This window comes from Croceicoccus estronivorus, from assembly GCF_001625325.1.
In the GTDB taxonomy this organism is placed as follows: domain Bacteria; phylum Pseudomonadota; class Alphaproteobacteria; order Sphingomonadales; family Sphingomonadaceae; genus Caenibius; species Caenibius estronivorus.
On sequence record NZ_JRQQ01000005.1, the window covers coordinates 1 to 14,832 of the forward strand.

At 66.7% G+C, this 14,832-nt stretch carries 17 protein-coding genes; all 17 read right to left on the reverse strand.

Annotated features, from left to right (window positions below):
- Positions 1-864, reverse strand: an 864-nt coding sequence (gene trbL, locus MB02_RS08105) for a P-type conjugative transfer protein TrbL (protein WP_067535392.1), incomplete at its 3' end; no start/stop codon positions are given.
- Positions 861-1,181 (reverse strand): putative entry exclusion protein TrbK-alt, encoded by a 321-nt coding sequence (gene trbK-alt / locus MB02_RS08110; protein WP_067535396.1) that lies wholly within the window; start codon positions 1,179-1,181, stop codon positions 861-863. The genes trbL and trbK-alt, both read right to left, overlap by 4 nt.
- Before the next feature lie 9 nt (positions 1,182-1,190).
- Positions 1,191-1,907, reverse strand: a complete 717-nt coding sequence (trbJ, locus tag MB02_RS08115; RefSeq protein ID WP_067535399.1) for a P-type conjugative transfer protein TrbJ — start codon at positions 1,905-1,907, stop codon at positions 1,191-1,193.
- Positions 1,904-4,357, reverse strand: coding sequence for a conjugal transfer protein TrbE (trbE, locus tag MB02_RS08120; protein ID WP_067536312.1), 2,454 nt, complete (start codon positions 4,355-4,357; stop codon positions 1,904-1,906). Before trbE ends, trbJ begins: the two co-directional genes overlap by 4 nt.
- On the reverse strand, positions 4,354-4,635 hold the full coding sequence (locus MB02_RS08125; RefSeq protein WP_067535402.1) for a VirB3 family type IV secretion system protein: 282 nt from the start codon (positions 4,633-4,635) through the stop codon (positions 4,354-4,356). The genes trbE and MB02_RS08125 overlap by 4 nt, the downstream gene beginning before the upstream one ends.
- Positions 4,632-4,967, reverse strand: coding sequence for a TrbC/VirB2 family protein (locus tag MB02_RS08130; protein WP_067535405.1), 336 nt, complete (start codon positions 4,965-4,967; stop codon positions 4,632-4,634). Before MB02_RS08130 ends, MB02_RS08125 begins: the two co-directional genes overlap by 4 nt.
- Positions 4,964-5,950 (reverse strand): P-type conjugative transfer ATPase TrbB, encoded by a 987-nt coding sequence (trbB, locus tag MB02_RS08135; RefSeq protein WP_067535409.1) that lies wholly within the window; start codon positions 5,948-5,950, stop codon positions 4,964-4,966. Before trbB ends, MB02_RS08130 begins: the two co-directional genes overlap by 4 nt.
- Positions 5,951-6,135: 185 nt before the next feature.
- Positions 6,136-6,567: a putative toxin-antitoxin system toxin component, PIN family gene (locus tag MB02_RS08140; RefSeq protein ID WP_067535413.1), complete on the reverse strand. Its 432-nt coding sequence runs from the start codon at positions 6,565-6,567 to the stop codon at positions 6,136-6,138.
- Between the two features lie 3 nt (positions 6,568-6,570).
- A complete protein-coding gene (locus MB02_RS08145) occupies positions 6,571-6,810 on the reverse strand; it encodes a ribbon-helix-helix domain-containing protein (RefSeq protein ID WP_067536315.1) in 240 nt (79 codons plus the stop codon).
- A 71-nt stretch (positions 6,811-6,881) separates the two neighbouring features.
- Positions 6,882-7,301, reverse strand: coding sequence for a CopG family ribbon-helix-helix protein (locus MB02_RS08150; RefSeq protein WP_067535416.1), 420 nt, complete (start codon positions 7,299-7,301; stop codon positions 6,882-6,884).
- Positions 7,298-9,328 (reverse strand): conjugal transfer protein TraG, encoded by a 2,031-nt coding sequence (locus MB02_RS08155; protein WP_067536318.1) that lies wholly within the window; start codon positions 9,326-9,328, stop codon positions 7,298-7,300. Before MB02_RS08155 ends, MB02_RS08150 begins: the two co-directional genes overlap by 4 nt.
- A 234-nt stretch (positions 9,329-9,562) precedes the next feature.
- A complete protein-coding gene (locus MB02_RS08160) occupies positions 9,563-11,293 on the reverse strand; it encodes a relaxase/mobilization nuclease domain-containing protein (RefSeq protein ID WP_067535420.1) in 1,731 nt (576 codons plus the stop codon).
- Positions 11,294-11,552: 259 nt separating this feature from the next.
- Positions 11,553-12,308: a lytic transglycosylase domain-containing protein gene (locus MB02_RS08165; RefSeq protein WP_067535423.1), complete on the reverse strand. Its 756-nt coding sequence runs from the start codon at positions 12,306-12,308 to the stop codon at positions 11,553-11,555.
- Positions 12,309-12,330: 22 nt separating this feature from the next.
- On the reverse strand, positions 12,331-12,945 hold the full coding sequence (locus tag MB02_RS08170) for a S26 family signal peptidase (RefSeq protein WP_067535426.1): 615 nt from the start codon (positions 12,943-12,945) through the stop codon (positions 12,331-12,333).
- Positions 12,942-13,448: a DUF2840 domain-containing protein gene (locus MB02_RS08175; protein WP_067535429.1), complete on the reverse strand. Its 507-nt coding sequence runs from the start codon at positions 13,446-13,448 to the stop codon at positions 12,942-12,944. The genes MB02_RS08170 and MB02_RS08175 overlap by 4 nt, the downstream gene beginning before the upstream one ends.
- Before the next feature lie 230 nt (positions 13,449-13,678).
- Positions 13,679-14,557: a replication initiator protein A gene (locus MB02_RS08180; protein WP_067535432.1), complete on the reverse strand. Its 879-nt coding sequence runs from the start codon at positions 14,555-14,557 to the stop codon at positions 13,679-13,681.
- A 5-nt stretch (positions 14,558-14,562) separates the two neighbouring features.
- Positions 14,563-14,829 carry a helix-turn-helix transcriptional regulator gene (locus MB02_RS08185; protein ID WP_067535435.1) on the reverse strand — a complete coding sequence of 89 codons (267 nt, stop codon included), beginning with the start codon at positions 14,827-14,829 and terminating at the stop codon, positions 14,563-14,565.
- Between the last annotated feature and the right edge of the window lie 3 nt (positions 14,830-14,832).

The window sequence follows — 14,832 nt, forward strand, 5'->3', positions numbered from 1 at the left end:
GCCGCCGACCAGCGCGCCGCCTGCGGCCAGCGCGGTCCCCGCCGCCGCGCCCGCGCCGAGCTGCGGGCCGCCCGAGACGATCCCGTTGGCGATGCCGGGACCGAAGATCGACAGGCCGAGCAGCGACAGCGCGGCGAGCGCGATGGCCATGACCTGATTGATGTCGGGCGCAGGTCCGAGGGCCGCGCCGGTGAACCGGCTGAACAGTGTGGTGCCGATGCCGGTGATGACCGCGAGCACCAGCACCTTGATGCCGGTCGAGACGACATGTCCCAGCACGCGCTCAGCCATGAAGGCGGTCCTGTTGAAGAAGGCGAACGGCAGCAGGACGAAGCCGGCCAGCGTCACCAGCTTGAACTCGATCAGCGTGATGAAGACCTGCACGGCAATGATGAAGAAGGCGAGCACCACGATCACCCAGGCGAGCAGAAGCACGAGGATCAGCGCGAGGTTCGAGAACACGGCCCAAAGGCTGGAGAACTGCCCCGCCGCATCGAGTAGCGGCTTGGCCGCTTCGAGCCCCTTGGCCGCGATCGTGCCGGGCTTCATGAATTCGTCGATCGTCATGGCGCCGCCGCTGGCCTGGAGGCCGAGCCCGGCGAAGCTCTCAAACACGATGGCCGCGAGCAGCGCGAAATTGCCAATGATGAAAGCGAAGGTGCCGATGTAGAGCGTCTTCTTGACGAGACGCTGAAGCACGTCCTCGTCTGCGCCCCAGGCCCAGAACAGGCCGGCCAGCGTCACGTCGATGGCGATCAGCGTGGTCGAGAGGAACGCGACCTCGCCACCGAGCAGCCCGAATCCGCTGTCGATGTAGCCGGTGAAGACGTTGAGGAAATTGTCGATAACGCCGGTGTCGTTCATGGCCGGACGCCTTCATCCGGGGCCATGTCGCCGCCGCGCTCGGTCGCGGGCGCGGGCTCGTCCTGGCGGAAGAAGCGGCGCCGGTTGGTGGCCCAGGCCGCCTCGCAGCCCGAGTCCGGCATGGTCAGCGAGGCGCAGCGGTTCAGCTCGCGGGCGAGCCTGGCCTCGCCTTCGTCCGCCGGCAGTACGAGCGGCGGCGCGGGCGCGGGCGCGGGCTCGTCGGGCTGGACGGCGGCGACGATTGCCACCGTCATCATCAGCCCGGCCAGCGCCGCCACCCCTGCGATCTTCGCCGTGCGCGAGGTTCCATGCAGCATGGGGGCGCCTCAGTTGCCCATGAAGCGGCGGAACCGCTCGCGCCCTTCGGCCTCCTCAGCCGCTTGGCGGGCGGATTGCAGCGCCTGCGCCCGGCCCTGCGCCGCGACGGCGGCGGTGAGGTCTGCGAGCTGCTGCGATTGCAACGCGAGAAGCTGGTTGCCCGCCTGCGCCGCCTGGAGCGCGCCTGTCGCGGACTGGCTGGCCGAGACCAGGCTGTCCATCGTCGTGCGCGTGCCTTCGATGTTGCCGACGACGCCGGCCTGCACCTGCAAGGCATCCTGAAAGGCGCCGACGCTATCCTCCCAGCGGGCGTTCGCATTGGCGACCATCTGCGCGTGATCGCCGGTCAGCGCCGCGCCCTTGTAGCGGACGTCAAACGCCTGCTGGATGTCCTGCACGTCGTAGGCGATGCGCTGCGCTTCGGAGAGAAGCTGCTGGGTGCGCTGCACCTGTTGCTGGAGCTGCTGGAGCGAGGAGAACGGCAGCGACGTGAGGTTGCGGGCCTCGTTGATGAGGCTCGTCGCCTGGTTCTGGATTTGCTGGATCTGATTGTTGATCTGCTGGAGCGACCGCGCGGCCGTCAGCACGTTCTGCGCGTAGTTGGTCGGGTCGTAGACGATGCCGCCGAACTGCGCGTAGGCCGGCGTGGGCGCGATCATCGGCACGACGGCCGCGCTGGCGAGAACGCCGGCCAGGATGGCGCGGCGCAGGGGGAATCCGGTCATAGAGGTAACTCCTGCTGGGGTTGGCGTGGGGGATCGGGGGGAAGAAGCTCGACGGCCCAGGCGCAGCCGCGATGGCGCAGCCATTCGGCCGCGAACGCGGGCGCCCCGTGGGTTTCGATGATGTCGGCGATGGCGAGTTGGTCGGTCTTCGACGACGCGGCGGCGAAGGTCAGCGCGACCTCGCCCAGCCCCAGCTCGAACAGGCGATTGCCGCGCCTGCTTTGACAGTAATAGTCCCGCTTGGGCGTCGCCCGGCTGAGAATTTCGATCTGCCGGGCGTTCAAGCCGAACCGTTCGTAGATGGCCGCGATCTGCGGCTCGGCGGCGCGCTCGTTCGGCAGGAAGATGCGCGTCGGGCAGGACTCGATGATGGCCGGCGCGATGCTCGACGTCTCGATGTCCGCGAGGCTCTGCGTCGCGAAGACGACGCTGGCGTTGCGCTTGCGCAGGGTTTTCAGCCACTCGCGGAGTTGCGCGGCGAAGTCCGGGCTGTCGAGGACCAGCCAGCCCTCGTCGATGATGATGAGCGCCGGCGAGCCGTCCAGCCGGCCCTCGATGCGATGGAACAGATAAGAGAGCACCGCGGCGGCCGAGCCGGCGCCTACCAGCCCCTCAGTCTCGAATGCTTGCATGTCGGCTTCGCCCAGCCGCTCGGCCTCGGCGTCGAGCAGCCGGCCCCACGGCCCGCCGATGCAATAGGGCGCGAGCGCCTGTTTGAGCTGCTGGCTCTGCAACAGGACCGCGAGCCCTGTCAGTGTCCGTTCCGGCATCGGCGCGGACGCCAGCGAGGCGAGCGCCGACCAGATATGTTCCTTGGCCTGGGGATCGACCGCGACGCCTTCCGACGCGAGGATCGCCGCCAGCCACTCGGCCGCCCAGGCGCGCTCGGCCGGATCGTCGATAGCGCTCAGCGGCTGCAACTGGACGCCGGCTTCCTCGTCGGAGAGGCTTCCGCCGAGATCCTGCCAGTCTCCGCCACAGGCGATGGTGGCCGCTCGGATCGAGCCGCCAAAGTCGAAGGCGAAGACCTGGGCGCTCTCATAGCGGCGGAACTGCATCGCCATCAGCGCGAGCAGGACGGACTTGCCCGCGCCGGTCGGGCCGACGATCAGCGTGTGCCCGACGTCGCTGCCATCCGGGTGAAGGGAAAACCGGAACGGGGTCGAGCCTTCGGTCCTGCCGTAGAGCAAGGGGGGTTCACCGAAATGCTCGTCCCGTTCCGGCCCCGCCCATACTGCTGACAGGGGGATCAGGTGGGCGAGATTGATGGTGGAGATCGGCGGTTGCCGGACGTTGGCGTAGGTGTGGCCGGGGAGCGAGCCGAGCCACGCTTCCACGGCGTTCATCCCTTCGGGGATGACGGTGAAGTCGCGGCCCTGGATGACCTTCTCGACCAGCCGCAGCTTCTCGGCCGCGATGGCGGGATCGCGGTCCCATACCGTCACCGTCGCGGTGACATAGGCCATGCCGACATAGTCGGCGCCCAGCTCCTGCAAGGCGGTGTCGGCGTCGGCGGCCTTGTTCGAGGCGTCGCTGTCGAGCAGCGTGGATGCCTCGTTGGTCATGACTTCCTTGAGGATCGCCGCGACCGACTTGCGCTTGGCGAACCACTGGCGGCGGATGCGGGTGAGCAGCTTGGTCGCGTCGGTCTTGTCGAGCATGATCGCGCGAGTGGACCAGCGATACTCGAAGGCGAGCCGGTTCAGCTCGTCGAGCAGACCAGGGAATGTGACGCTCGGGAATCCCGTGATCGTCAGCGTCCGTAGATGATAGTCGCCCAGGCGCGGTTCGAGCCCGCCGGTGAGCGGCTCGTCAGCGAGCAGCGCATCGAGGTGCATCGGCGTTTCCGGCACGCGCACGCGCTGGTGCCGGGTCGAGATGGTGCTGTGCAGGTAGGTCAGCGTCTCACTATCATCGAGCCAGCGAACCTCGGGCACGAAGCCCTCGACCAGACCCAGCACGCGATCGCTGCGATCGGTGAAGCTGCCCAGCAGTTCCCACGGATCGACGCCGGTGGTCGAGCGGCCCTCGTAAAGCCAGCCTTCGGCGCGGGCGGCTTCCTCGGCAGGCGGCATCCACAAGAGAGTCAGATAATAGCGGCTCTCGAAATGCGATCCCTCTTCCTGGAACTGCTCGCGCCGCTCCATATCGACCAGCGCCGAAACGGGATCGGGAAACTCGGATTGCGGGTAGTCGAGCGCGGGTCTGCGCTGCGCCTCGACGAAGATCGCCCAGCCCGATCCGAGCCGGCGCAGCGCGTTGTTCACACGCGCCGTGGTGGCGACCAGTTCGGCGGGCGTCGCGGAATCAAGGTCCGGTCCCCGAAAGCGTGCGGTGCGCTGGAACGAGCCGTCCTTGTTAAGCACGACGCCTTCACCGACCAGCGCGGCCCAGGGCAGGAAGTCGGCCAGATGCGCGGCTTTGCTGCGATATTCGTGCAAGGACATCATGGCCGCATCCACGCCGGGTAGCGTAGATGCCGCCGGGCCACGTCCACGAATTGCGGATCGCGCCGCGCGGCCCATACGGAGAGCGCATGACCGATAGCCAGGATCACGAGGCCCGCGAGCCAGAGGCGCAGGCCCAGCCCGATCGCGCCGGCCAGCGTGCCGTTGAGAATCGCGAGCGAGCGCGGGGCACCGCCGAGCAATATCGGCTCAATCAGCGCCCGGTGAACCGGAGCATAGAAGCCCGCGATCGGTTTGCCATGATCCGCCGCGCCGGTCATGCGATCAGCGCCCCGCCGCCGAACGAGAAGAAAGTGAGGAAGAAGGAGCTTGCCGCGAACGCGATGCTCAGACCAAACACGATCTGGATCATGCGCCGTGCCCCGCCCGACGTGTCGCCGAACGCCAGTGTGAGGCCGGTGATGATGATGATTATCACCGCGATGATCTTGGCGACCGGCCCCTCGATGGATTCGAGGATGCTTTGCAGCGGGGCTTCCCACGGCATCGACGATCCGCCCGCGTAAGCAGGCGACGACAAGGACAGCGCGATTAAGCTGGCGGTGACGGCAAGCGTGGCGCGCCGCGCGCCAGACGCAAGGGCATGGATCATTTGAGGTCTCCGGGTTGGATGGTTGAAAGGGGCGCGAGGCGATAATCGCCGGTGGCGGGGTCGAGCCCTTCGACACGGGCCAGCTCGGCGAGGCGGCGGCCGTGTCCGTCGCGGACCAGCACGGCGATCAGATCGATGGTCTCGGCTACAGCCAGGCGCGGGACCGTGACGACGGCCTCCTGGATAAGTTGCTCCATCCGGCGCAGCGCGCCGAGCGCGGTCCCGGCGTGGATGGTGCCGACGCCGCCGGGGTGCCCCGTTCCCCACGCCTTGATGAGATCGAGCGCCTCGCTTCCCCTGACTTCGCCGATGGGGATGCGGTCAGGCCGCAGGCGCAGCGAGGAGCGCACCAGATCGGACAGCGAGACGACGCCATCCTTGGTCCGCATGGCGACTAGGTTGGGCGCGGCGCATTGCAACTCGCGCGTGTCTTCGATGAGCACGATGCGGTCGGTGGTCTTGGCGACTTCGGCCAGGATTGCGTTGACCAGCGTGGTCTTGCCGGCGCCGGTGCCACCCGCGACGAGGATGTTGGCGCGGTTAGCGACGCCTTGGCGCAGCGCCTCGGCCTCAGCCCCCGACATGATCCCGGCCGCTGTATAGTCGTCAAGCGTGAACACGGCGACGGCGGGCTTGCGTATGGCGAAGGCGGGGGCCGCGACGACGGGCGGCAGCAATCCCTCGAAGCGTTCGCCGCCTTCGGGCAGCTCGGCCGAGACGCGCGGGGACCGGGCATGAACCTCGACGCCGACATGATGCGCGACCAGGCGGACGATGCGTTCGCCGTCCACGGCGGCCAGAGTCATGCCGGTATCGCTGATGCCTTCGCCGAGCCGGTCGATCCAGAGTCGACCATCCGGGTTCAGCATGACCTCAATGACAACGGGATCATCCAGCCAGGCCGCGATCGACGGCCCGAGCGCCGTGCGCAACATCCGCGCTCCGCGTGTCTTCGCCTCGGAACGGATCGGGTGGACGGTCAAGACGAAGCCCCTGCAATCGTGTCGGGCGAACCGCCGCCCGGCGTCAGGGGTTCATCAAGAGAGACTGAAAAGGAGAGGATTCAACAAGGAAATGCGGGCGTCGCAGGCTGGCGAAGAAAGACAGGGATTGGCGTAGGTCGCGCGCTTTACGAGGTTACAGATTGCAGGACGCTTCTTGCTGCGAATCAGTTATTGGCTTGTGGCACCTTGCCTGTCAGTTCGAAAAACTGGCGCACCGTGACGATGCGCCCGCCCGCATGCCGCTCAAGGCTCAGAAGGTCCGCCTTGTCGCCAGTGATGAGTATATTGGCATCGCCCGCCTCAATAGTGGCAAGCAGATAATTGTCCCACGGATCGCGGCACGCGGTGACAACGGGCAAATCGTCGAGAACGGTCGCCACCGCCCGCAGCTCGTTGACCAGCCGGCCGGCCAGCGTGGGCGACAGACGGGCGCGTATCTTCGGATAGCGCGTTACGCGGCGCAATTCCTCGATCTGCTCGACGGATGTCAGCAGGCTGAAATGCCCCTGCCGCCATAGCCTGACCAACTGCGCTGGCAGCGATCGGCTCGACAGCAGGGCGCTAACGAAGACATTGGTGTCGATAACAACACGCATGGTTTACTGCTTGCGCGCGTCGGCGACCGCTTCCTCGATCAGGTTGTCGAGTTCATCGACGGAGAGATCGTCGAAACCGGCCCTGACTTCCGTGAGGGTCAGGTCCAGCAGACGCCATTTGACCGATTCTTCGATGAATTTTGAAAGGTCGCCCTTTTTCATCCCGCGCTGCGCGAGATAGGTCCGAACTTCGATATCCGTTTCCGGCGCTACATTCACCGTCCAGCGCGTTGCATCGCCCATGACCATTCACTCCGATAAGCTGTTTTACACTTAAACGCTTATCATGTTTTACGCTGATCGGCAATTAGTGGCTATTCCTTCGCCGCCGGAACATCCTCGCTGATTTCCTGCCGGACCTTCGGCCCCTTCGCGAGTCGGCGGCCCAGCGCCTCCATGAAGGCGTCGTAGCGATCATTCCCCAGGCGACGCATAGCGGACCGTTCCGCTTCAGGCGGCGGCGGGGTGTTCGACAGCCAGAAGCGCACGAACAGTGCGATCATCTCGACGCCGATCCCCACGTCGCGCTCCAGCCGAGTGGTGCGTCGATCCAGCTTATCGAGCCGCTTCGCGATGGCCGCCTCGCGCTGCTCATCGGCATCGGGAGACAGGAAGGACGCGATGGCCGCCTCGGCGATCAGCGAACGCGACTGTCCGCGCCGATCGGCATAGGCTTCAAGCGCATCCTTGAGTTCCGGTTCGAGATAGACCGACAAGGGAGATTTGGTCGTCATAGCTCGATACCGTCGTCGGGATCGAGCGACGCCTGCCGGGCCACTCGCTGCATCTGGTGCCGGACCGTCGCCTGCCGCGCCGCGTCGCTATCGGGATCGGGCTCGTCCAGCTCGAACTCATTGGCAGGTGCGGGCCTGGGCGCGGGCGCAATATCGATATGGCGCTCCAGCGCTGGATCGCGGCGCAAGTCCGCATTGGCGGCATCGTCCTCTACATTGGCCTTCTTGCCGGCCTTTTTCTTCTTCGGCTTCTTCGGCGCGTCGTGCTCGATCGGCTCGGGCATCGGCGGCGCCTCGATCGGCGGCCGGCCGCTCCAGTCATCGGGCCGCGGCGCACCACCGCCGACATTGCTGTCGGGCGGGGACATCACCCGCTGCGTGAACCGCCGATCCTTGAAGTAGCGGACCTTCTTCGCCCGGATCGGCGGGATGCCCGCGACCATGACGATCTCGTCGTCGGGCGGGAGCTGCATGATCTCGCCGGGCGTGAGGAGCTGGCGGGCGGTTTCGGAGCGCGACACCATCAAATGCCCGAGCCACGGCGAGAGTCTGTGACCCGCGTAATTCTTCATCGCCCGCATCTCGGTCGCAGTGCCGAGCGCGTCCGATATGCGCTTGGCGGTGCGCTCGTCGTTGGTGGCGAACGACACACGCACATGGCAATTGTCGAGGATCGCGTTATTCGGCCCGTAAGCCTTCTCGATCTGATTGAGGCTCTGGGCGATCAGAAAACTCTGGATGCCGTAGCCGGCCATGAACGCCAGCGCGCTCTCGAAGAAGTCGAGACGACCGAGTGCCGGAAACTCATCGAGCATGAGCAGCAGCCGGTGGCGCGACTGCCGCGCTTTCAGGTCCTCGGTCAGCCGGCGCCCGATCTGGTTGAGGATGAGGCGAATGAGCGGCTTGGTGCGCGAGATGTCGCTGGGCGGCACGACGAGGTAGAGCGTCACCGGCAGCTCGCCCTCGACCAGATCCTTGATGCGCCACTCGCAAGTGCGTGTGACCTGCGCGACGACCGGATCGCGATAGAGCCCGAGGAACGACATGGCCGTGCTGAGCACGCCCGATCGCTCGTTGGCCGATTTGTTGAGCAGCTCGCGCGCGGCCGAGGCGACGACGGGATGGACGCCCGCCTCGCCCAGGTGCGGCGTCGTCATCATCGCCCATAGCGTGCTCTCGATCGGACGGCGGGGATCGGACAGGAAGGCGGCGACGCCGGCCAGCGTCTTGTCGGCCTCGGCGTAGAGGACATGGAGGATCGTGCCGACCAGCAGGGCATGGGAGGTTTTTTCCCAGTGGTTGCGCTTCTCCAGCGAACCCTCCGGGTCCACCAGCACGTCGGCGACGTTCTGCACGTCGCGCACTTCCCAGGCGCCCTTGCGGATTTCGAGCAGCGGATTGTAGGCGGCCGATGCAGCATTGGTCGGATCGAACAGCAGCACCCGCGCGTGGCAGGCGCGGAAGCCGGCGGTGAGCTGCCAGTTCTCACCCTTGATGTCGTGCACGATCGCCGAGCCCGGCCAGGTGAGCAGCGTCGGCACCACGAGGCCGACACCCTTGCCGCTCCGTGTCGGCGCGAAGCACAACACATGCTCGGGACCGTCATGCCGTAAATAGTCGCGCCCGAGCCGCCCGAGCATGACGCCGCTGTCGCCCAGCAGCCCGGCGGCAGCGATCTCTCCGCGCGTCGCCCAGCGCGCCGAGCCATAGGTCTCGGCGTTCTTCAGCTCGCGCGCGCGCCAGACCGACATGCCGATGGCGACGATGATCGCGGCGAAGCCGCCCGACACGGCGATGAACGCGCCGGCCTGAAATATCTCCGGCGCATAGGCGTTGAAGGAGAACCACCACCAGAAGAAGGCCGGCGGCGGATAGATCGGCCAGTCGCCGAGCGTGAACCACGGCGCCCCAAGCTCGGGCTGGTAGGCGAGCGCCGCGGCCGTCCATTGCGTCGCGGCCCAAATGGCTGCGAGCACGATCAGGAAGACCGTGAAGACCTGACCCCAAAGGATTTTGGTTGCCGACATGGCGCCGAAGTCGATACCTGCCGGACGCCAAATCAAGTCGCTGTTATTGTTTAGGAAAGTCTAGCGTAGAAAGACAGGGAGTAGCGTAGTTTGGCCTATTCTATTTCCGAGCATGATCGGCGTTATTGGACGAATATTCACGCGATAGCCGGACCACGGCCCGACTCTCTGCGCGCTCGGGGTCAATGGCGATGCGCCGCGCCATCGGGATTGATATTGCGTGTGGCGATCTGCCTAGAGGCCCAACCCCCGGCCGCGCCCGAACGACCAATCGACGCCGCCATTGGTTCGCATGACGCCGGAGATGTGCTTGCCGATCTGGCGGTCGAGCGACGGCGACCAGGGCACGAGTTGGAAGCTCAATCCGTTGTCGATCATGGCGAAGCGGCCCGAGGCGAGCGTCAGGCGCTGGCGAACCGTGCCCGCGACATATTCGCCCGCCTTGGAGGGCGCGTGCGGCAAGCCAATCTCGGCCGACAGCTTATCGGCCGCCGCGGCCAGCTCGCGCCGCCGCAGCGTGTCGAGCAGATTGCGCGCGAAGATGATACGCTGGCCCTGCCGACGCGCGAGCCCCTCGTCGGCGAGATGCTCGGCGCGGGCTTCCATCGCGGCACGCACCTCGGTCCCGAAGCCGCCGCCGAGATCATGGCCGTCGCTCGACAGATTGCGCCGGTCAAGCCAGGTCGCCCCCGGCGCGCGGACCTGTGCCGCAAGGTCCACGTCGGAGCGCACGGCGAGCGCCACCCGCTGCCGGCCTTTGCGGTCCTCGAAGCGGCGCAGCTCGACGATCGCGCCGGGTCGGCAATCGCCGGTCGCCTCGATGTCGGGAAGCTGGATATGGTGGGTGCGGCCGTCGATCCCGTCCACGATCGCATAGGCTTTGCCGGTCAGTTCGTCATGCAGGCCGCGATCGACCAGCCTGCCGACAACGGGCTGGGCCGGATCGGCGTCGAGGACGTAGCTGCCGGCGCCCCGGTCGATGCCGCGCTCGCTCATCGCCTTGTGCATCCGCTTGATGAGGTCGTCGCGCTCGCCCAGCTCGCGCAGCGCAGCCTGGGCGTTGTCCGCCAGCGTCCACTGGCCGGGCGCGATCTCGTTGGCGAGGCCGAGCCTCTCCAGCTTGCGCAGTCGGCCCATCCTCAGCACATGGTCGCCATCCGGCCGGACGCCGGGTTCGGGCGCCATGTCGATCACGCCGTCGCGCTGCATGGTCCGCGACAGGTCGCGGTCGATCTCGGTCCAGCGTTCGGCTTCGACCTGCCGCTCCAGCGATTGCCGGATTTCGAGGTCGGTGCGCGGGCCGAGTTCCTGGGTCACGATCTCGCGCGCCTGCGCCCGCATCCCCTCGCGGATATAGTCGCGCGAGATGACGAGGTTTTGCCCGTCCTCGGCGACGCCGCGCACGATGATGTGGACGTGCGGGTTGTCGGTGTTCCAGTGCTCGACCGCCCGCCAGTCCAGGCGGGTGCCGAGATCCTTTTCCATCCGCATCATCAGCTCGCGGGTGAAGCCCTTGAGGTCGCGCATTTGCTCGGCGTCCTCGGGCGAGACGATGAACCGGAAATGGTGGCGGTCGTCCTCGCAGCGCGCCGCGAACTCGTTGCGGTCGAGGCCGTCCGCCTCCGCGCCGAACAGCACGCCCTTTTCGCCGTCGCGCGTGACGCCATCGCGTTGCAGGTAATTGAGATGGGCGGCCAGCGAGGCGCGGCCGCCATGCCGGACGACGCGCGCCTTGACGATGACCTGGCGCGATCGGTGGCCGAGCCGGTGGGTCGCGCGCACGCTCGCCACCCGGCCCCGGCCGAAGGTCGAGCGGCCCGGCGCAACGATGCGGCCACGGCGCGAGACATGCCCGCCAGCCCTCTGCGCGGCGGCGAGCGCCTGGACGATGATCGGCAGCGCCCGCTGGTTTCCCCGCGAGCGGATGCGACCAGGCCGGATGCGGAAATCGTCGTCGCCGCTCATGGGGCGACAGGCCGCAATGTGCGGCAAACCCTGATGGCGGCGGGCGTTCGCCCTGCGCCGCAAAGTGCGGGATTTCCGCACACATTGCGCAGCAATGCCCGAAAGCCTTGAGAATCAAGGCCACAACCGAGGCGCAAGGGCTCCGCACATTGCCGCCCTTTATCTTGCCCTCGATCCTTCCCCTGCAAAAATACCGCCTTCCTCCCTTCCAACCCTGCGAGGGCTTGGAAAGGACTGCGCCAGAGCACGCTAGCGCCATTCATTGCGACGGCCGACCGGAAAGCGGGACGAACAGGCTCCGCGATGGCGGTGTTGGTGCGGCCATGGCGGCCATCTGTGGGGCATCCGGCACGCGCTCGTGCTGCGTGTCCGGCGCGGCAGTTACGTCGTCGGCACCGCGATCCGATGCCATCGTCGCGCGCGCGGCGAACAGCGCCGAGCGGGTCCAGGCAAGCGGGTCGGGGATTGCTGGTGGCGCCATGTGCGGCGTTGGCGCAATACCGATCCGGGGCGCCAACCGGGCGACATAGGCGCGTGTCACGGCGGGCAGCGGCCGACCGCGACGAAGATATTCGTCGTAGCGGCCCGGCCCGGCATGATAGGCAGCCAGCATGGCAGTAGGGTCGCCATAACGATCGAGCATGGCGCGCAGGTAAGCCGCGCCCGCCATGATGTTGTCGCGCACGTCATAGGGGTCGCCGCCAAGCCCATGCCGGGAGCGCAACGCGGTCCAGGTGGTGGGCATGATCTGCATCAGGCCCATCGCACCCTTGGGGGAGATCGCGGCGGGATCGCCGCCGCTTTCGATGCCCATAACGGCCCATATCCAAGCGTCGGGTATGTCATAGCGCTGCGCGGCCGCCGCAACATGCCGGGCGATTTCTGTGCTGTTGGACGGCGACGCCGACTGAGCGTGGGCAGGCGCGGGCAGGGCCGGCAATGACGCGCCCGGCATCACGGCGAGAAGCGCGAGGGCAACCGTCCGGTAACGCGCGGATCGACAATCTGTGTGCATGGATCAGGACCGATCTTCGGGTTCAAAGGTCATGGGATGCATTGCCGGTCTCCTTGGTATCGACAGGTGGGGACGCGGTGACAGAACCGAGGCTGCGCCAATGCAGTGGCGCGTCCGGTGCTTCGCGCGTGAGCAGCGGGATCGCCCGGCCGAGCAGCCCGGACACAGGCAGCGGGCCGAGATAGCGGCTGTCCATGCTGTCAGGCACGGCGGGATTGAGCAGCAACAATTCGCCCGGCTTGAGGATGCGGCAACCTCGCCAGACTGGAAGCGGGCGGCCCCTGCTGTCGCGCCCAAGGGCAATGGCGACGGGATGTCTGTCGACGCTCACAATGGCACCGATCCGGCAGACGCGCTGGCCGGTCTTCGCCGCGACATGCTTCAGGAGCGGAAGCCCTTCAGGCAGATAGCCGCGCGCCGAAAGCCAGCGGGCGGTCTTCGCCGGCGGCATTATGGCGACCAACGTGCCGACCGGCGGAGCGCTGTCGGATGCGATCCGGTAGAGTCCGATCGGTGCGCTGGCGCTGGCGTTCCAGAGGAAACGCGGCGTCGGCGCCAGCACGGCGACGGCGATGAACAGGCCGGCGAACAATTCGGCGGCAAGCGTCGTGACAAGAACATAGCCAAGGCGGGTCATCCCTCGATCTCCCGCCGCTTGAGCCAGGCGTGATGGCGTTCCAGCGTGTAGGGTCGCGGCTGCTGGCCGGCGGCAATGCGATTGTGGACATGGCGCCAATGATCGGGCGCGGCGTCGCAGGGATCGACACCCGCCGCTTCCACCGCGTCGATCACGGCAAGAACCTGCTGAGCCTTCGGCCAGCCTTCGACGTGCAACAGGATGTCGCCGCCCGGCCGCACAAAAGGCAGCGTCGCATAGGGCTCGCCCGGCGCGATCACCTGCACCACGTCGATACGCGAGACGATCGTTCCGAAATCGTTGGAAGCCCAGCGGACGAAGGCGAAGACAGCGCCCGGACGGAAGCCGACGACGCGGGTTCTGCGCGTGACGATCCGGTCCTGGGCAATGCGGCCGAAGCGTATCCAGTGCTCCAGCTTCTTCTCGATCCATGTCAGTTCGACATGGGTGAGGCTGTCGCGGGCAAGCACGTTCGGCGCGCCGTTGCGGCGGTCGTATGGCATAATGATGGGTCTCCGGGGATGCTGATCGAGACGGAAGGGCGCCGCGCCGCCGGTCCACAGCCGCGCGGGCGTTAGCAAGAATCCGAAGGATTCGATTCTATTAGCATTGTTAGAAGAGGGCGGATTCGGCGAGGATTTCCGCGGGTTTGCGGAGCAATCCGGTTCCTGATGGCACGACTCTGCGGTTCCCGATGGCACGAGTGCGCCGGTTCCTGATAGCACGAGCGCCTTCATGACTTGTCCACAAGGCGGATACCGACGCGACGCATGGCGGCATCGAACGGATCGACCGGGATCGGCGCGAAGCTGAGACGCTCGCGGCCCAGCGCATGTTCGAGCGTCAGAACATAGCCGGGCAGTGGCTGGCGCCGCACGATGGCGCGCAACTCGAAGGCAAACCGCTTGAACGGCGAGAGCGCCCCCGACTTGCGATGGAGATGCGGAAGGTCGAAGCTCCACCCGCCGCTTTGATGTCCGCCATGCTTGCGCACGATGCGGTAAAGCCAGCGTTCAAGGCCGCCGGTAAGCCCGAAATAGGCCGGGTCGATCGTCAGCACGAGCGCCCGGTCCAGCACACCCGCATAGAACCAGTCGGGCACGATCAGCTCCAGCCCACGCGGTCGGCCGGCGCCGTCGAGCCGCTCCTTCCATTCGTTGATCCAGGAGAAGCGATGCCGCCGCCGCTGGTGCGGCTGGCGGATCGACGTGGCCACGGTCGTGGACTGGAGCCGGTCGAGCGCGGCTTTCAGCCGGTCATAATCGCGCACCGAAGTGCCACGGCCGACGAAGGTCAGAATCTCATGCGGCGTGGTCGCCATCAGCCGCGATGTCGGCCGGCCCGCATCGCGCGCCTCGACGATCTGGCTTGCGGCCCAGATCAGCACGTCGGCATCCCAAATGGTCGCCATGCCATGCTCGGGAACCGCCTCGACCGAGATCCATGTCTGGCCCATCCGGAAGTCGATCGGTGTGATGCGCTTTGACTTGGCGAGACTGAAGAACGGCCAGGTCATCAAGTCCTGTGCATCGCGCGGCGCGAGATCGCCGGGCACCGATCGAAACAGCTCAAGCTGCGTTCGCTCGGCCGAAGGAGGGTGTTCCCGGTACATGGCTGTCAGCGGCGCACGCAGTCGGTCGGCAGGCGCTTGGCGGGATGGACGGTGCCGTTGCCCGGATCGGAGGTGGAACGGCGTATGCCGAGCGCCGCCCAGGCATCAAGGTCGTCGATCGCATAAACGATGCGTCCGCCGAGCTTGCGAAAGACCGGCCCGGTGCCATAGCAGCGGTGTTTCTCCAGCGTCCGGGCCGAAAGGCCGAGATGGATCGCCGCGTCGGGCGTCTTGAGATAGCGTGGCGTTGTGCCAGCAACGGGTTCGGCCATGAT